This is a genomic window from Janthinobacterium sp. 64 (genome assembly GCF_002813325.1).
In the GTDB taxonomy this organism is placed as follows: domain Bacteria; phylum Pseudomonadota; class Gammaproteobacteria; order Burkholderiales; family Burkholderiaceae_D; genus Janthinobacterium.
Genome location: NZ_PHUG01000001.1, coordinates 5,421,094 through 5,438,745, shown reverse-complemented (window position 1 = coordinate 5,438,745; position 17,652 = coordinate 5,421,094). Strand labels below are relative to the sequence as shown.

The following is a 17,652-nucleotide window of genomic DNA, read 5'->3' as shown; positions in this document are numbered from 1 at the left end:
GAAAACGTCATGCGCATACAATCGACCTTCCTGGCCCTGCTGGCCGCCTCGCTGCCCCTGTCCGCCCAGGCACAGGATATCTCCGGCATGGCCGGCGCCTTGAAAGTACACTCGACCAGGGAGCGCACCTTTGTCGCCGCCATCAGCTACACGCAGCTGGTGGGCAATTACAATGCGCTGAGCCTGTCGTATATCAACGAGGGGCATCCAGAAGACCATCATCGCGACGGCATGGCGTGCCAGGTCTGGCTGCGCACGAAAAACGTGGTCCAGGGGCTGATGCTGGGCGCCGGCGTGGGGCGCTATTTTTTCTTCGACACGGCCAGGACGGACGAAGCGCCGCACAATTTCGACAATGACCACGGCTGGGGTTCCATCGCCAGCCTGCAGGCACGCTGGCAATTCGACAACCGCTGGTATGCGCAAGCACAGCTCAACCGCATCCGCCCCAGCGGCAAGGACACTACCACGCACCTGCTGATCGGCGCCGGCTACCGCTATGACGGCGTGCCGGGTGCCAAGCTGCACTTGCAGAACTGGGCGTATGACGACACCTTGACCTTATCGACCGGCCACACCATCGTCAACAGCTTGCGCTCCGAATCCTCGCGTCCGTTCACGCTGGAATACCGGCGCGCCGCGGGAAAATACGTGGACTGGAGCGCCACCCTCATCGACGAAGGCAGCACGGCGCTGGCACACCGGCGCGGCGCGGCCGCTCAACTGTGGCTGATCCGCTCGCTCAATGAAAAGGTGGAATTCGGCATGGGCGCCGGCCCATACGTGGCCTGGGACGGCCGCGACACCAAGGGCCACGACGCGCGCCTGACAGGCTTGCTGTCAGCCGTGGCCCGCTACCACGTCGACCGCCACTGGCTGGCGCAAGTGGCGTGGAACCGGGTCATCACCGATTATCACCGCGATGCGGATGTGATTTTGGTGGGCGTGGGCAGGAAGTTTTAAACGTTCGAGCCTAGCGCGAACGCCAGACGGCGCCAGCATCATTCGGCTGCGTCAATCGCTCGATCACTTCACGCGTCAAACTGGCCGAACTGACTTGTTCGGCTTTCGCGCGGGCGGCGGTCAGGGAGCTGGAAAACGCGCTTTGCGGCTGCTCCAGGCTGGCGCGCAGGGCGGCCAGTTCGCGCTCTTGCTGCTGCGCGCGCGCCGTGTCCTGCTCCAGCAACTGCTGCCTGGCGGCCGCCATCGCGCGCGTCGTCTCGGCGGCCTTGCGCTGCAGAGCCGCATGGGCCTGGGCGCTGGCCAGCAAGGCTTGCTGCGCGTCGAGCTTTTCGCTGGCGGCCTGCTGTGCGGCCCGTTCCAGCTGCTCGCGCTGGCGCATGGCGTCGAGCGCCTGCTGTTCCATGGTGGCGCGCGCTTCGGCGGCCGCTGTCGCCTGCTTTTCCGCTTCCAGGCGGCCGGCGATGGCTTGCGAGGCGCGCTCTTCGGCGCTGCTGGTCTGGCGCTGCTGCACCAGTTTTTGCGCGATCAAGGCCAGCGACTCGCGTTCGGCAGCGACGAAATCGCGCTCGGACGCCAGCAGCGCATCGGCCGCTTGCGCCTTGTCTTCTTCGACGCGGGCGCGCTCGCTATGCACTTGTCCCAGTTCCACAGCCAGGCGCGCCTGCGCCTGCACGGCTTGCGCGGCAGCCGCTTTCTGTTCGCCTTCGACCAGCGCCTGGTCCATCAGGATGCGGATGGCGTCCGCTTCCTTTTGCGCCGCTTCCCGCAAGGCCAGTTCTGCCGCGTGCTGGCCGCGCAGCAGTGCCGCTTGCGCGCCTTCGGCGGCGATGCGTTCCTGCGCCGCGTTGCTCGCCAGCGCTTCCGCTTCCAGTTTTTCTTTCAAGGCGGCGATGGCGGCTTGTTCGGCGGCCTGGCGCTCCTGCTCCGCCTGCAGCAACTGCTCTGCCTGCAAAGCTTTTTCCTGCGCCAGTTGCGACGCTTGTACCTGCGCAGCCAGGGTCGCCTTGCCGGCATCGACTGCGGCCTGCTCGGCGTCGTTCTGGCTGGCGGCCAGTTCCGACGCCTGGCGCGCCAGCTCGGCGCGTTCGTGCGCCAGGCTGGCGGCGCGCTGCTGCTCTTCCAGTTCGCGGGCTGCCGCCACGGCGGCTGCCTGTTCGGCCGCTTCGCGAACCTTGGTCTGTTCCAGCGCGGCCGTTTCCACTTCCAGCCTGGCGTGGCCGGCGATTTCCGCATCCTGTTCGGCCGTCACGCGGGCCAGCGCCACGGCGCGCAGCTGGCGGTCCACTTCGATGCGCGCCTCGGTGGCGGCCAGGATGCGCACGTCGGCATCGCGGCGCGCCTGCGCGCTGGCCACGGCGACCATTTCCAGGCGCTCGCGGTGAATGGCAGCGTCGCGCAATTCTTTTTCCGTCTGCAGGCGCAAACGCAGCGATTGGGCAGCATGGCGTTCCGATTCCGCCTGCGCCAGCGCGATGGCTTCGCGTTCCTGTTCCAGGTGCGCCAGCGCGCGCGCTTCTTCCAGGGCGCGCACTTCGGCGGCGGCTCGGTTGAACGCCGATTCCAGCGCGATCTGGTCGGCGCGCTCGCGCTGCACCGTCAAGTCCAGCGCTTCGCTTTCCGCTTCGGCCAGCATCTGCGCCGTCTGGCGCGCGCCGTGCGCATGGCGCTCGCGTTCACGCGCCAGCACGGCGACTCTGGCGTCGGCCGAGGCGATGCCCACCATTTCTTCCTTGGCCGCCTGCACGGCGGCGACGCGCTCGACGGCTTGCAGGCGCGCCTGCTCCGTCTGCACCTGCAATTCTTCGGCGGCGCGGGCCGCTTGTTCGGCCAGTTCCGACTGCACGGCCACTTGCTCGCTGGCGCGCAAGCGGCTTTCCTGCTCGGCGCGCGAACGCTGTTCGGCGGCCAGGCGGATTTCATTGTCCGATTCCACGCGCGCGCGCAGTTCGGCCGTTTCCTGCTTGACGGCTTCCAGGCGGGCCACGCTCGCTTGCGCGGCGGCGCGCATGGTGTCGAGGCGTTCGCGGTTGGCGGCAATCGCTTCTTCGGCTGCCTGCGCATTTTGCTGTGCGGCGGCTGCGGCGGCCGCGTCGATGGCGGCGCGGTCCTCGGCCAGCGAGCGCACGCGCGCCTCGGCCAGCGCGCGGCTTTCGGCGGCGCACGTGGCCTTCGCTTCCGCTTCCACGCGGGCAATCGCCTCGTGGATGGCTTTCAATTCCATTTTCTGGCGTTCGGCGGCGGGCGCCCTGGCATCGGCTACGGCTGCCGGCTCGGCTTGCGGTTCGGGTTGCGGTTCGGGCGCGATGGCGACGGCTGGTGCTTCCGCCTTGCGCTCCAGGTCCTTGAAATCATGCAGCGAGACCATGCTGTCCTGGTCGAACTCATCGTCGGCGCAATACGCGACGGTGAGGGAGGCGGCCTGGCGCGGATTTTGCTGTGCTTGCATGATTTCTCGCTTATTCGGGTGAATTCTTTTGCTTATGGGAATTTATTAACACCATTATCGAGTAAGCGCCTGCAAATCAGCGCGGCAAGAAGAGCACCTTTTACCGCCCTTTTCGGGCGTTTAGGTCAGACAGGCCACAATGGCGCTTCATCCATCAGCGCCACCTGCTCCCTGAGTTCAAGGATGCGGTCCTGCCAGTAGCGCTGCGTGTTAAACCACGGGAAGGCGACGGGGAAGGCGGGATCGTCCCAGCGGCGCGCCAGCCAGGCCGAATAATGGATCAGGCGCAGGGTGCGCAGCGCTTCGACCAGGTACAGCTGGCGCGGGTCGAAATCGCAAAAGTCTTCGTAGCCGGCCAGGATGTCGCTCATCTGCCGCACCTGGTCGCTGCGCTCGCCCGACAGCATCATCCACAGGTCCTGGATGGCTGGTCCCATGCGGCTATCGTCGAAATCGACGAAATGGGGGCCAGCGTCCGTCCACAGCACGTTGCCGCCATGGCAATCGCCGTGCGTGCGCAGCATGGCCACGTCGCCCGCGCGGTCATAGCAGCGCTTGACGCCGTCGAGCGCCTGCTGCGCCACGCTGGAATAGGCGGCCAGCAGTTCGGGCGGCAGGAAATTACCTTCCAGCAGAAACTCGCGCGGTTCGACGCCGAACGTCTGGCGGTCGAGCGCCGGACGTTCCTTGTAACTGGACAGCGCGCCGACGGCGTGGATGCGGCCGATGAAGCGCCCTATCCATTCCAGCGTGGCCGGGTCGTCCAGCTCGGGCGCGCGGCCGCCGTGGCGGGGGAAGACGGCAAAGCGGAAGCCCTGGTACTGGTGCAGGGTGCTGCCGTTGATGGACAGTGCCGGCACCACCTGGATTTCGCGCTCGACCAGCTCGGACACGAACGCGTGCTCTTCCAGGATGGCCGTATCGGTCCAGCGCGCGGGACGGTAAAACTTGGCCACCAGGGGCGCACTGTCTTCGATGCCCACCTGGTAGACGCGATTTTCATAGCTGTTCAGGGCCAGCAGGCGGCCATCGCCGCGCAAGCCCACACTGTCGAGGGCGTCGAGCACGCAATCGGGGCTCAGGGCGGAAAAGGGATGGACGGGCCGGTCGTCCTCGTGCGGCTGGTTTTCATTGTGCATAAGCGACATTGTAAGGCGCGCGCGGGCCGCCGGTGCAAACACTTCGGCGGCAAGCCGCAGCAAGGCGTATACTGGCGACTTACATTCAATCAAAGAGCAAGCCATGCAACTCGAACAGCCATTATCAGAAAAAGAATTCGACGAATTAGACCAATTCCTGTTGTCGGAGCGCTGCTCCGAGGACGCGATGACCATGGATATGCTGCACGGCTATCTGACGGCCGTCGCCATCGGTCCGGAACCGATCATGCCGGCCGAATGGTTGCCGCGCGTGTGGGGCGAAGATGCCGAAGATGCGCCAAAATTCAAGAACAGCAAGGAAGAAGAGCGCATCGTCAACCTGATCATGCGCTTCATGAACGAAGTGCTGGTGACGTTTGAAGTCGCGCCGAAAGAATTCGAAGCCCTGTTCGTCGAGCACGACTACGAAGGCCAGACCCTGATCGACGCCGAAGCCTGGTGCTGGGGCTTCTGGGACGGCATGGAACTGCGTCCGGGCTCATGGAACGAGATCTGGGATTCCGAAGTGGCCGAGCTGATGCAGCCTATCTACCTGCTGGGCGCCGACGAAATCAAGGAAGAAGAGCTGAAACTGGTGGAAGACCCGGTCAAGGCGCACAAGCTGGCGCAGGAACTGGAAGCAAACCTGCCGGCCATCCACCGTTTCTGGGTCCCGCGCCGCAAGGCACCGGTGCAAACCATGAAGCGCGAAGAGCCGAAAGTGGGCCGCAACGACGACTGCCCTTGCGGCAGCGGCAAGAAGTTCAAGAAATGCTGCGGCGCCGAGCCGGCAGCCGAGTAATCGCGCAGTAGCATCCCTGTTGCGCCGGCGTCCTGCCGGCGCAGCGCTGGCGCTGGCCCCCGGGCTATAATCGGCGCATGAAACTCCCCGACCTGAACCTGCTCGTTGCCCTCGACATCCTGCTCGAGGAAGGCAGCGCCGTGGCCGCCGCGCGGCGCATGAACCTGAGCGCGCCGGCCATGAGCCGCACCCTGGCGCGCATCCGCGACGCTATCGGCGACCCCGTCTTCGTGCGCTCCGGGCGGGGCCTGGCGCCCACCCCGCGTGCGCTGGAATTGCGCGAGCAGGTGCGCGGCGTGGTGGAGCAGGCGCACGCCATTTTCACATCCGGTCGTGAGATCGACCTGCGCACCCTGGAACGCACCTTCAGCCTGTGCGCCAACGACGTGTTTGTCGGCGCCTACGGCGGCAAGCTGCGCGACCTGCTGGCCGTGCACGCGCCGCACACGGTGCTGCGCTTCGTGCCCGAAGGCGACGGCGCCACGGAAAACGACGCCTTGCACGCGGGCCGCATCGACCTGTACATCAGCGCGCGGCGCGCCTTTGCACCCGATATCAAGCTGCAGCAGCTGTTTAGCAGCGGCTTTGTCGGCATCGCCCGCAGCGACCACCCGCTCTTCGACGGCCCCATCAACCTGGACAGCTTTACCGAGTACGAACATATCAGCGTCTCGCGGCGCGGCCTGGCGCGCGGCCCGTTCGACACTGCCCTGGCCGAGCGTGGCTACACGCGCCGGGTTTCGCTGATCAGCCCCAACTTCCAGTCGGCCATCTTCGCCGTGGCCGATTCGCGCCTGCTGCTGCCGCTGATGCCCACGCCGCTGCTGGCCATCGTCGAACGCCTGGGCCTGAAGCTGCGCACGTTCGAACTGCCAATTCCCGTCGACAGCGTGGAAGTGTTCCAGGCCTGGCACCCGCGCCTCGACCACGACCATGCGCACCGCTGGCTGCGCCGCATGATCAAGGACTTGTGCACGGGGTCAGACTCTTGCGGGTCTGACCCCGGCATTTGATTGGGGGGGAGTTTGATTTGAATTCACCCGCCAGACGCCAAACCCAACGATAAAGACCGGGGTCAGATCCACAGGGTCCGACCCCACCCATCGTTGCGCCAGACGCAATTCACACTTCCTTAATTATCAATTTTCACAAGATTAACGGCTACCTATACTGCGTGGACTGATCCTCATCCACGGAGTTCCCTGTGTCTGCTGTCCCCCTTCCCGGCGCCGCCCCCGCGGCCGCGCCGTCTGCTCCTCCCGCACCTCCTATCTTCGGCCTGCGCCTGGCCACGGGCCTGGCCGGCGTGCTGCTGGCCGTGCTGGTGTCCGGCCTGAATGAAAACATCACCAAGGTCGCGCTGGCCGACATCCGCGGCGCCATGGGTATTTCTCGCGACGACGCCAGCTGGCTCATGGCCCTGTATGCGGCCGCCTCGGTGTCGGCCATGGCCTTTGCGCCGTGGTGCTCCGTCACCTTTTCGCTGCGCCGCCTGACGGCCACCGCCATCATCGTCTGCATGGCTGCCGGCGTGCTGTGCCCGTTCGCGCCGAATCTGTCCGTGCTGATGGTCCTGCGCGTGGTGCAGGGCGCGGCCGGCGGCGCCCTGCCGCCCATGCTGATGACGGTGGCGCTGCGCTTCCTGCCACCCAACATCAAGCTGTACGGCCTGGGCGGCTATGCGCTGAGCGCCACTTTCGGCCCCAGCCTGGGCACGCCGCTGGCCGCCTTCTGGACCGAGTCCCTGGGCTGGCAATGGGCGTTCTGGCAAGTCGTCCCGGGCAGCATCGTCGCCCTGCTGATGGTGTCCTGGGGCTTGCCGCAAGACCCGCTGCGCCTCGAACGTTTCCGCCAGTTCGACTGGCGCGGCCTGCTGCTTGGCCTGCCCGCCATCAGCATGCTGGTGGTCGGCATGCTGCAGGGCGAGCGCCTGAACTGGTTCCATTCGCCGCTGATCTGCGTGCTGCTGGGCGGCGGCGCCGTGCTGCTGGTGCTGTTCTTCATCAACGAGTGGTCGCACCCGCTGCCGTTCTTCAAGCTGCAGCTGCTGTCGCGGCGTAACCTCAGCCACGCCCTGCTGACCCTGGGCGGCGTGCTGTTCGTGCTGCTGGCCGTGATCCTGATTCCCTCGTCCTACCTGGCGCAGGTGCACGCCTACCGCCCGCTGCAAACGGCACCCGTGATGCTGATGGTGGCGCTGCCGCAGCTGATCGCCCTGCCGCTGGTGGCCGCCCTGTGCAATCTGCGCGCCGTCGACTGCCGCTGGGTGCTGGCCATCGGCCTGGGCATGCTGGCCCTGTCCTGCGTGCTCGGCGCGCGCATGTCGCCGGACTGGATCCGCACGCATTTCTACCTGCTGCAAGCGGTGCAGATTTTTGCGCAACCAATGGCCGTGATTCCCTTGCTGCTGCTGGCCACCACGGGCCTGGCGCCGCAGGATGGCCCGTTCGCGTCGGCCTGGTTCAACACCATCAAGGGCATGTCGGCCGTCGTCGCCACCGGCGTGCTCGATGCGCTGATCACGCGCCGCAACCATTTTCATTCGACGGTGCTCAGCGAACGCCTGGGCAACCTGCCGGCCGGCGTCGACATGGCAGGGCTGGGGGCTGGCCTGAGTGCGCGCATGCATGCGCAAGTCGTCACCCTGACCTCGTCCGACCTGTACCTCACCGTGGCCGCCATCGCGCTGGCCATGATTGTGATCATTCCCATCCTGCCGACGCGCGTCTTTCCGCCGCGCGCCGCCTGACTTTTATTTAACGAAAGAGCTACACCATGCAAACACCCATACTGCGCTCGCGCGCCTTTCTTCTCGGCCTGGCCCTGCTGGCCTGCGCCCTCGCCTTTTGCGCCTGGCAACTGCTGTTTTCCCCCAGCGAAGAACAAGGCACCGACGACGCCTTCGTCAGCGCCGACTACACCGTGCTCTCGCCCAAGGTGGGCGGCATCGTGCGCGAAGTGCTGGTGGAAGACAACCAGGCTGTCAAGGCGGGTCAGCTGCTGGCGCGCATCGACGACCGCGATTACCAGGCCGCCGCCGCCTCGGCCCGCGCCGAAGTCGCTGGCGCCGAGGCGCAGCTGGCCACTGCCCGCGCCACGGTGCAGCGCCAGCAATCGGTGATCGAGCAAGCCAGCACCCTGGTCGACGCCAACCAGGCGGAAGACAAACTGGCGCAGCAGGAGCTGGCCCGCTCAACGCACCTGGCCGGCCAGGGCGCGGGCAGCGTGCAAAACGCGCAGCAGGCGCAATCGCGCTACGACGTGAGCCGCGCGCGCCTGGCGCAAAACCGCGCCGCCTTGGTTGCCACGCGCAAGCAGACGGACATTTTGCAAGCGCAGCAAGGCGCGGCCGAAGCGGCCCTGCTGCGCGCCCGCGCCAGCCTGCAACGCGCCGAACTGGATCTGTCGCATACGCAGCTGCGCGCGCCCATCGACGGCATCGTCGGACGCCGCGCCGTGCGCGTCGGCGCCCTGGTCGCGCCTGGCGCCAGCCTGATGGCCGTGGTGCCCTTGAACCGCAGCTTCGTCGTCGCCAACCTGCAGGAAACCCAGCTGACTCACGTGCGCCAGGGCCAGCGCGCCAGCATCGCCGTCGACGCCTATCCGGGCGTGCTCCTGCACGGCACGGTGCACAGCATCGCGCCCGCCACGGGCGTGACGTTTGCCGCCATCGCGCCGGAAAACGCCACCGGCAACTTCACCAAGGTGGTGCAGCGCATCCCCGTCAGGATCGCGCTCGATCCGGGCCAGGATAACGACGTCCGCCTGCGCGTGGGCATGTCGGCCGAAGTGCGCATCGATACGGCCATGCGCCGCCAACAGCTGCAACAGGTGAGCGCGCGATGAAAGCACTGATACTCTTTACGGCCCTGGGTCTGGCCGGCTGCGGCTGCGCCAGCGTCGGCACCGACTTCCAGCGTCCGCCCCATGAGCTGGGACAGCAATGGCGCCAGGCGCAAGACGCCCGCTTCACCGCAAGCCAGGATGGCGCCATCGAGCAGCGCTGGTGGGACGGCTTTGGCGACGCGACTTTGTCGTCCCTGCTGCAGCGCGCCGCCGGCGCCAACCTCGACGTGCTGGCGGCCGCCAGCCGGCTGGAACAAAGCCGCGCCGCGCGCGGTATGGCCGGCGCCGCGCAAGGCCCGTCGCTGGGCGCGAATGGCAGCTACAGCCGCGCGCGCAACAGCGAGCAGGGTTTGAGCGACCCGTCGCGCAACAACGGCCAGTCCGCCTACAGCCTGTGGCAAGGCAATCTCGATGCGGCCTGGGAGCTGGACTTGTGGGGTCGCGTGCGGCGCGAAGTGGAAGCGGCTGACGCGCGCGTCGACGTGGCCATGGAAACGCAGCGCGGCGTGCTGCTGGCCGTGCTGGCAGAAACGGCGCGCGACTACATCGAGCTGCGCGGCGCGCAGCAGACCCTGGCCATCACGCAGCAACTGCTCGATATCGCCCGCCATACCTTGAACCTGACGCGCATCCGCCTGCAGGAAGGCGCGGCGACGCAGCTCGACGAAGCCGAGGCGGCGGCCCATGTCGCCACCATCGAAGCGCGTTTGCCGCCGCTGCAACAGCGCGTAGCGCGCCTCGGCAATGCCCTCGCCCTCTTGCTGGCGTTGCCGCCGCAGTCGCTGCGGGCGGAACTGGCGGCCAGCCAGGAGATCCCTGTTGTGGCCATGCAGGTGCAGCTGGGCGTACCGAGCAGCCTGGCCGAGCGGCGGCCCGACATCCGCCGCGCCGAAGCGCAGCTGCACGCGGCCACGGCCGCCATCGGCGTGGCGCAAGGCGATTTTTATCCGCGCATCACGCTCTCGGGCAGCATCGGCCTGCAAGCGATACAGCTGTCCGACATCGGCTGGGACGCCAAACGCTTTGCCTTCGGCCCCGGCTTCAGCGTGCCCCTGTTCGATGGCGGCCGCCTGCGCGGCAACTTGCAATTGCGCGAGGCGCAGCAGCAGGAAGCGGCCATCGCCTACCGCCAGACCGTGCTGGCCGCCTGGCACGAAGTGGAAGATGCGCTGTCTGGCTACCAGGCCAACGCCCGCCGCCAGACCAGCCTCGATGAAGCAGTCAAACAGGGACGCCGCGCGCTGGGCAGCGCGGAGCTGCAGTACCGCCAGGGCGGCACGGACTTGCTCAACGTACTGCATGTGCAAAACACCTTATTGAACAACGAAGCGGCGCTGGTCGACAGCCGCGCCACCGCGTCGCTGTCGCTGGTCCAGGCCTACAAGGCGCTGGGCGGCGGCTGGCAAGCATTTACAAGCACCTCGCAAGAAAGCACGCCATGAAACCGAATCCCGCCCATTTTTCCATCCACGACGTCAGCGATTTTCCCATCGTGCGCTTTCGCCCTGAAACGGCCGTCACCGGCTATGCCCCGCTGTGGGAAAACGACATGGACGCCTTGCTGCGCCACGGCGTACCGTTCGTCATGCTGTTCGAAGCGGAACGCAGCGATGAAGCGCACGTCGACCGCAAGCGGCGCGGCCTGTGGCTCAAGCACAACAAGGTGGCGCTGGCCGCCCTTTGCCGGGGTCTGGTATCGATCGAGGCGGACGGGGAAAAACGCGCGCAGCTGCAAGCGATGGCGGCCGGCGCCATGAAGGCCTTCGGCATACTGCAGGAAGTCGCCGCCACGCGCGAACAAGCCGAGGCCCTGATGGTGTGGCTGCTGGGCAGCGGCCAGATGGCGCGGCCGCGCGCGGCGGACGTCTGGTAGCAATCTAGGCGGCCCGGCGCACGGCGCTTCGGGCAGGGATGACGCAGACATGACCATCGCTGCTGGTGGCCGTCGTCAGGGCGATACCGTACAGCGCGGCCAGCGCGGGCACGGCGTCGGCGTTGGCGGGAATGTCGGCCGTCAGCTGGCCCGAACGCACCAGCAGCAGCCGCTCGAAGCCCAGCAAGGCATGATTGATGTCGTGCAGGATGGCGACGACGGCGTGGCCGCGCGCGGCGCAGAACTGCTGCAGGCTGTCGAGCAGATCGAACTGCAGGCCGGGATCGAGCGCCGCCAGCGGTTCGTCGACGAGTATCAAGCCATCGCGTACGTCCCACATCTGCGCGAAGATACGCGCCAGCTGCACCCTGGCCTGCTCGCCGCCGGACAGGGTGTCCAGGCGCCGGCCCAGTAGATGCCCGGCGTGCGCCAGGACGGCGGCGTCCTGCACGATGCGTTCCAGCTGCGGGTCGACCTGGCGCGCCACTCTTCCCAGTCCGATCACCAGCGCGCACTGCAGGCCGAAGGCCACGTTCGAGCCTTGCGGCAGCACGGCGCGGCACCGCGCCAGGTCGGCCAGCGGCCACTGCGCCAGGGGACGGCCGGCAAGCACCACCTGGCCCGCCTGCGGGCGCAGTTCGCGCGCCATCAGTTTCAACAGGGTCGACTTGCCCGCGCCGCTGGGGCCAAGGATGGCGATGCGCTCGCCGGGCGCCACCCGCACGTTGAAGGGGCCGAAATACTGCTGGCCCAGTTGGGTGGTGGCAAAACTCAGTTCAAGTAAAGGCGTCATGGTCGTCGCTGCTAGGCAGTGCCGTGGCGGAAGCGCCGCAACAGCATCAGGAAAAATGGCCCGCCCAGCAAGGCCGTGAAAATGCCGACGGGGACTTCCGCGGGAATGGCGACCGTGCGCGCCAGGGTGTCGGCCAACAGCAGCAACAAGCCGCCGGCCAGCATCGACAGCGGCAGCACGCGGCGCTGGTCCGCGCCCAGCCAGGTGCGCACCAGGTGCGGCGCGATCAGGCCAATAAAACCGATGCCGCCACACCAGGCGACGGCAAAGCCCGTCAGCACGGCCACCAGCACGATGACTTGCGTGCGCAAGCGGCCCACGTCGATGCCCACGTGCAGCGCCTGCGCCTCGCCCAGCGCCAGCGCGTTCAATGAACGCATCAGGAAGCGCGTGGCCCACAGGGCGCCCGCCAGCACCAGCAGCAGGGCCGCCACCTGGCGCCAGCTGCCGGCCGACAGCGAGCCGAGGGTCCAGAAAGTCAGGGTGCGCAGCTGGTCGTCGCTGGCCAGGTAGATGCACAAGCCCATGACGGCCACCGTGATGGCGTTCAGCGCCACGCCCGTCAGCAGCAGGCCGACGATGGAGCCTGGCGTGGCCCAGCGGGCAACGCGGTCGAGTAGCACGCAAATGAGCATGGCGCCGGCAAACGCGGCCCCCGGCAACAGCCACACGCGCAGCTCGGGCGCCACGTGCAGGCTGGCGGCAAACACGATGGTGGCCGCGCCCGCGCAGGCGGCGCCGCTGCTCACGCCCAGCAGTCCCGGATCGGCCAGCGGATTGCGAAACAGCCCTTGCGTCAAGCCGCCGGCCAGCGCCAGCGCGGCGCCGATCAGAATGGCGAACAGGGCGCGCGGCAAACGGATATGCCACAGCACGTAGGCGCCGCCGGACAATGCCTCGTCGCCCGCTTGAAACGGCGCCAGCCAGTCGGCCAGCGTCACGGGCACGGCGCCCGCCTGCACGGCGATGAGCAGACCGGCAAACAACGCCACAGCCAGCATGCCGCCAGCACCCCAGCGTGGCCAGGATACTGCCGGCGTCATCGCGCGCACGTTCATGCAGCCATGGCTTTCGCGAAGGCGGCGTCGAGCTCCATCAGCGCCTGCGGCATGCGCGGGCCAAAGCCCAACAGCAGCATGGCTTCCAGCGAGACGATGCGGTGCTTGCGCCCGGCCGGCGTCTGCGCCAGCCCTGGCAGTTTCAGGATGCCGTCCACACCGCCCGAGGCCTTCAAGCCCTGGTCCGTGACGAGCACGACGTCGGGCCGCGCGGCGATCACGGCTTCGGGCGTGAGCGGCTTGTAGCCGGCGAATCCGCCCTGCCCGCCCATCACGTTGACGGCGCCCGCATACGCGAGCATGGAGTCGGCGCCCGTCTCGCGCCCGCCCACCATCACCTGGTTGGGCGCATGGGCGAGGATGAACAGCACGCGCACGGGTGCATGCTGGCGCTGGCGCACCTTGGCCAGGGCGCCGTCCCACTGCTGCTGCAAGGCTTGCGCCAGGCGCGCGGCAGGGTCGGCACGGCCCGTGATCTGGCCCACCTGTTTTACGCGTTCGAGCAAGCCTTCGAACTTGTTATTCGCGCTGAGCACCGCCACCGGCACGCCCGCGTCGCGCACCTGGCGCAGCACGGCCGACGGCCCCGCTTCCTCGGTAGCGATCAGCTGTGTGGGCGCCAGCGACAGCACGCCCTCGGCCGACAGGGTGCGCGCGTAACCGACCTGCGGCAGCTGTTGCGCCACGGCCGGATACAGCGAGGTGGTATCGACGCCCACCAGTTCGCCCTGCGCTTCGAGCGCGTAGACGATTTCCGTCAGGGCGCCGCCCACGCTGACGATGCGCCGCGCTTTCGCCACGGGTTTACCCGCGTCGGACACGGCGGCCAGCACCTGCATCGGCGCGGCCAGGGCCAGCGCTCCCGCCCCCATTTTTTTCAGCGCGATGCGGCGCGCCACGCTGGCGGCGATCATGCGGCGCATAGTTCGCCCTCCTGCAGCACGCGTTCGACGATATGGCGCCATTCGCACAGTTCATGCACGCCCGGCTTGCGTTCGCCGAAGAACATGACGATGGTGTCGCCCTTCGCGTCGAACAGTTCCACCGACGTCACCAGGCCATCGACGGTGGGCTTTTTCACCACCCAGGCGCTGGCGATATGGTCTTCGCGCAAATGCAGGTTGAAGCGCGTGTCGAGGACATTGATCCACGGCCCCATCACGGCGATCTTGTGCACAGGTCCCGAATGGATCTGGATCATGCCGGCATTGCCGACGAAGGCCATGATGGCGACCTTTTCGAGGGCGGCGCTATTGAGCAGGTCGAGCACGCAGGATGTGTCGATCTGCTGCACGAAGCGCGGCTCGGCCAGGCGCAGGCCTTGCAGGCGCGAGACCGAATATTTTTTCAGCACGGTGAAAAAATCATGCGTGTCGCGCAAGTCGGCCCAGGCGGCGCGAAAGCCGGCCACGTCGATCTGCGCGTCGGGCAATTCCGCCGGCGGGGCTGCCAGCGCCGTCACGGCGATGCCGGCCGACTGGTCCGCGTCGGCAAAATGCGCGACCAGCGCATCGTAGGCGGCCAGGTCGCTGTGCGGCTTCATGAAAATCTTGTGCACGGCATGGCCTGCCGCATCAAAGAACTGCAGGCTGCGCTGCACTTTCTTCTCACCCGCGTTCACCTCGCGTACGGCAAAGCCATGCGCCCAGTGGCGGTAAAACACGCGCAGGTCGATGTCGCCACCGAGCACCAGGCCCACATGGTTGTTGTGGCTGGCCTTGCGGTAGACGCCCGTCTTTTCATGCACGCACGAGGCGTTGCGTGTCAGCGCCATGACTTCGCCCAGCGGTTCCAGCGCGGCGATGATGGCGGGCCAGTCGGCCTGCAGGCGCACGGCGCCCAGCAAGGCGCCATCGGCCAGCGACAGGCCCGCATGCGCGGCGATCAGCTCGCCTTCGGCTATGGCCAGTGCCTCGGCGATGTCGCGGTGGCGGGCTTTCTTTTCGCGGCGCAGGCGGGCAAATTCGCTGGCGACCAGTTCGGTATTGCAAATGGGGAACGTGCTCGACACGGTGTCTCCTTTCAAGGCGAACACTGGCTGGCATGCGGAGGGCTGGCTGGTGGTGGGGAATCTTGAAATCAATTATAAATGAGAATCATTCGCAATCAAGACTTATTTGTGCGCGGCCAAAAAAAGCGCCGCGACAGGAAACCCGTCGCGGCGCAAAGGAGACCGATCGCTACAGCCGATCAGTTCAGGAAAACAGGATCAGGCGCTCGCTTGCACGGCTGGCATGGCTGCGGGCTTGGCAGTGGGACGCTGCGCCAGCAAGACGACGGCGGCCAGCACCATGGCGCCGCCCAGCAATTGCGTGCCGCTCACGGATTCTTTCAGCATGGTCACGCCGAACGCCATCGTGATCACAGGTTCAAACGTGGAAATAATGGACGCCTTGGCCGCGCCGATTTGCGCCACGCCGGCAAAGAAGGCGGCAATCGCGATCGCCGTCGAGAACAGGGCAATGGCGCTGACGGCCAGCCAGCCCGTCGCCGTGCCCGGCAAGGCCACGCCTTGCCACAGGGCAATCGCAGTATTCGACAGGCCAGCCGTGCCCAGGATCACCACGCAGGCGGCCAATGGGTGAATATTCTCGCGGCTTTTCGACAGGCTGTTGCCAAACAGGATGTACACGGCGTACACGCCGGCGGCCATCAATGCCAGCGCGATGCCGATGGGCTGGCCCTGCAGCTTTCCGCCCAGGGTGATGGCCATGCCGGCAATGGCCAGCGCCATCAGCACCAGCATGCGCCGGTCCAGCTTTTCCCAGCCCAAGGCAAGCGCCAGGATGGTGACCAGCACGGGATACACATACAGCAGCATGCCGCACAGGCCGCTGCTGGCATACATCAGGGCATTGAAATAGCCTTGCGACTGGGCCGTGTACATCAGGCCCATCAGCATGTAGCCGGCCAGCAGCCGGCCGCGCGGCAAGCGCCAGCCACCGAGCCACACGAGCGGCAGCAACAACATGGCGGCGATAACGAAACGCAAGGCCAGCATGGTCGACGGGTTGACCCCGGACGCATATGCCGCCTTGGCAAACACTGCGGAACTGCCGAAACCGGCGGCCGACAGCAACACCAGCGCAACGGCGCGGCGATCAGACATGACTAAACCTCTTTGAGTACGCCAGGGCAAACCTGCTGCGCGTCGCGCTTTGCGGCCGGCGATGCTCACCGTACTGAAGTACGGTTGCGCTTCTCGGCCACAAATCACTGCCGCTCGCGACGGTTTTCCCAGGCGTTGTAAATATTAATGCCAAGCAAGGCTGGAAGGTGATGCGTACGTGAAATGCATGCGTGAATCCTATTGCGGGTCACTTCACACGATGACGGCATCATATTCGCTTGCGCAAAATGAAACAAACCAATATTCTTCACGGATAGGCCAAATATTACTGAGGCTCAATTCTCTTGAGAATGCCATGTCACGTCCCTTGCCCCCACTTGCCGCCTTGCACGCCTTCGAGGCGGCCGCCCGCCATGAAGGCTTCCAGCGCGCGGGCGAAGAATTGCACGTCTCTGCCGGCGCCATCGGCCACCACGTCAAGCAGCTGGAAGCGTGGCTGGGCATCGTGCTGTTCCAGCGCCTGCCGCGCGGCGTCGTGCTGACCAGCGCGGGCCAGCGCTATGCGGCCTCGCTGGGCCCGATACTCAACCAACTGGCCGACGTGTCCGAACAGGCGCGCCGCCAGGGCGACGACAAGGTGGTGACGGTGACGGCCACCAGCTCGCTCGTCTCGCGCTGGCTGATGCCGCGTCTGGGCCGCCTGCGCGACCGCTATCCGCAGATCGAGCTGCGCGTGCTGGCATCGATGCATCCGGTCGACCTGGCGCGCGATGGCGTGGACGTGGCCATCCGGCTGGGACCGGGCCGCTATCCGGGCCTCAAAGTGGATTTACTCATGGAAGAATGGTTTTCCGCCGTCTGCAGCCCGGATTTCCGCGCCAACGCGGCCAGCCTGCGCCAGCCCGCCGACCTGCTGCGCTACCCGCTGCTGCACGACGAGCCGGAAGTGCACCTGCCCGGTGAAATCGACTGGACGCGCTGGCTGCACAGCTGCGGCGTGCATTACAGCGGCAATAGCGGCAACAGCGGCGCGCGCTTTTCGCACACGTATTTATGCCTGGACGCGGCCGCCAGCGGCCAGGGCGTGGCCATCGCCGCCAGCCCCCTGATCGGCGACGATCTGCGCTCGGGCCGCCTGGTGCGCGTGTTCGAACACGCCGTGCGCGGCCCCCACTGCTATTATCTGCTGCGCTCGCCCCAGGCGGAAACCCGGCCCCTCGTGCATGCCTTCTGCGAATGGCTGATCGCCGAGGCGCGCGCCGACCAGGAAACCGTCTGGCCTACAGTGGAGAGCGCATGACTCAGCAGGAACTGGCGCGCAGCGCCGCATATAGTGTGCAGCATGAATATGAACAGGCCACGGTGACGGCGGCCGATGGCCGGCAAGCCAGCGTGGGCGAGTTCTATGGCGACCCGGCCGTGGCCTTGATCGACGTCAATGAACAGTGGTGCGCCGTGGCGGGCGAGGGATTGGTGATTTGCCGGCTGGAGCAGCCGTTCCGGCAGTGCGCGGCGTATTTCCGCCAGCCTGGCGACGTGCGCTGGATCATTGGCTTGCGGCAAACGGGGCCGTTTGCGCTGGAGTGGCAGGATGAGGATGGCACTTGGTCCACCCTCGATGTCGAGCCGGTGGATGCGTCGGCTTACGCGCCAGGGCGCTAA

General features: G+C 66.7%; 16 protein-coding genes. 9 read left to right on the top strand and 7 right to left on the bottom strand.

Annotation, left to right across the window (positions count from 1 at the left end; all coding sequences use genetic code 11):
- Nucleotides 1–9 precede the first annotated feature (9 nt).
- Nucleotides 10–963: a hypothetical protein gene (locus CLU91_RS23920; protein ID WP_100876109.1), complete on the top strand. Its 954-nt coding sequence runs from the start codon at nucleotides 10–12 to the stop codon at nucleotides 961–963.
- Nucleotides 964–973: 10 nt separating this feature from the next.
- Here CLU91_RS23920 and CLU91_RS23915 read toward each other — a convergent pair whose 3' ends face one another.
- Nucleotides 974–3,409 (bottom strand): hypothetical protein, encoded by a 2,436-nt coding sequence (locus tag CLU91_RS23915; RefSeq protein WP_100876108.1) that lies wholly within the window; start codon nucleotides 3,407–3,409, stop codon nucleotides 974–976.
- A 125-nt stretch (nucleotides 3,410–3,534) separates the two neighbouring features.
- Nucleotides 3,535–4,548 carry a serine/threonine protein kinase gene (locus CLU91_RS23910; protein WP_100876900.1) on the bottom strand — a complete coding sequence of 338 codons (1,014 nt, stop codon included), beginning with the start codon at nucleotides 4,546–4,548 and terminating at the stop codon, nucleotides 3,535–3,537.
- 103 nt (nucleotides 4,549–4,651) lie between these two features.
- On the opposite strand from CLU91_RS23910, the gene CLU91_RS23905 reads away from it, so the two are divergent.
- The 6 genes from CLU91_RS23905 (at nucleotide 4,652) to CLU91_RS23880 (ending at nucleotide 11,069) form a co-directional block, all read left to right on the top strand.
- Complete coding sequence (locus CLU91_RS23905; RefSeq protein ID WP_034785080.1) at nucleotides 4,652–5,350, top strand: UPF0149 family protein; 699 nt, start codon at nucleotides 4,652–4,654, stop codon at nucleotides 5,348–5,350.
- 77 nt (nucleotides 5,351–5,427) lie between these two features.
- Nucleotides 5,428–6,363, top strand: a complete 936-nt coding sequence (locus CLU91_RS23900) for a LysR family transcriptional regulator (protein WP_100876107.1) — start codon at nucleotides 5,428–5,430, stop codon at nucleotides 6,361–6,363.
- Nucleotides 6,364–6,554: 191 nt separating this feature from the next.
- Nucleotides 6,555–8,099: an MFS transporter gene (locus tag CLU91_RS23895; protein WP_100876106.1), complete on the top strand. Its 1,545-nt coding sequence runs from the start codon at nucleotides 6,555–6,557 to the stop codon at nucleotides 8,097–8,099.
- Nucleotides 8,100–8,125: 26 nt separating this feature from the next.
- Entirely contained in the window at nucleotides 8,126–9,196 is a 1,071-nt protein-coding gene (locus CLU91_RS23890; protein ID WP_100876105.1) for an HlyD family secretion protein, read from the top strand.
- Complete coding sequence (locus CLU91_RS23885; RefSeq protein ID WP_100876104.1) at nucleotides 9,193–10,638, top strand: efflux transporter outer membrane subunit; 1,446 nt, start codon at nucleotides 9,193–9,195, stop codon at nucleotides 10,636–10,638. Before CLU91_RS23890 ends, CLU91_RS23885 begins: the two co-directional genes overlap by 4 nt.
- Entirely contained in the window at nucleotides 10,635–11,069 is a 435-nt protein-coding gene (locus CLU91_RS23880; RefSeq protein WP_198521397.1) for a hypothetical protein, read from the top strand. Before CLU91_RS23885 ends, CLU91_RS23880 begins: the two co-directional genes overlap by 4 nt.
- Before the next feature lie 4 nt (nucleotides 11,070–11,073).
- Here CLU91_RS23880 and CLU91_RS23875 read toward each other — a convergent pair whose 3' ends face one another.
- The 5 genes from CLU91_RS23875 to CLU91_RS23855 all read right to left on the bottom strand — a co-directional run bounded on the left by CLU91_RS23875 (nucleotide 11,074) and on the right by CLU91_RS23855 (nucleotide 16,029).
- Nucleotides 11,074–11,862, bottom strand: coding sequence for an ABC transporter ATP-binding protein (locus CLU91_RS23875; protein ID WP_100876103.1), 789 nt, complete (start codon nucleotides 11,860–11,862; stop codon nucleotides 11,074–11,076).
- 11 nt (nucleotides 11,863–11,873) lie between these two features.
- Nucleotides 11,874–12,920, bottom strand: coding sequence for a FecCD family ABC transporter permease (locus tag CLU91_RS23870; RefSeq protein ID WP_100876102.1), 1,047 nt, complete (start codon nucleotides 12,918–12,920; stop codon nucleotides 11,874–11,876).
- Complete coding sequence (locus CLU91_RS23865; RefSeq protein WP_100876101.1) at nucleotides 12,917–13,843, bottom strand: heme/hemin ABC transporter substrate-binding protein; 927 nt, start codon at nucleotides 13,841–13,843, stop codon at nucleotides 12,917–12,919. The genes CLU91_RS23870 and CLU91_RS23865 overlap by 4 nt, the downstream gene beginning before the upstream one ends.
- Entirely contained in the window at nucleotides 13,831–14,931 is a 1,101-nt protein-coding gene (locus tag CLU91_RS23860) for a hemin-degrading factor (RefSeq protein ID WP_198521396.1), read from the bottom strand. The genes CLU91_RS23865 and CLU91_RS23860 overlap by 13 nt, the downstream gene beginning before the upstream one ends.
- A 198-nt stretch (nucleotides 14,932–15,129) precedes the next feature.
- Entirely contained in the window at nucleotides 15,130–16,029 is a 900-nt protein-coding gene (locus CLU91_RS23855; protein ID WP_100876100.1) for a DMT family transporter, read from the bottom strand.
- Nucleotides 16,030–16,345: 316 nt separating this feature from the next.
- Here CLU91_RS23855 and gcvA point away from each other — a divergent pair, with 316 nt between their 5' ends.
- Together gcvA and CLU91_RS23845 are read left to right on the top strand one after the other, a co-directional pair.
- Nucleotides 16,346–17,290: a transcriptional regulator GcvA gene (gcvA, locus tag CLU91_RS23850; RefSeq protein ID WP_100876099.1), complete on the top strand. Its 945-nt coding sequence runs from the start codon at nucleotides 16,346–16,348 to the stop codon at nucleotides 17,288–17,290.
- On the top strand, nucleotides 17,287–17,652 hold the full coding sequence (locus CLU91_RS23845) for a hypothetical protein (protein WP_100876098.1): 366 nt from the start codon (nucleotides 17,287–17,289) through the stop codon (nucleotides 17,650–17,652). Before gcvA ends, CLU91_RS23845 begins: the two co-directional genes overlap by 4 nt.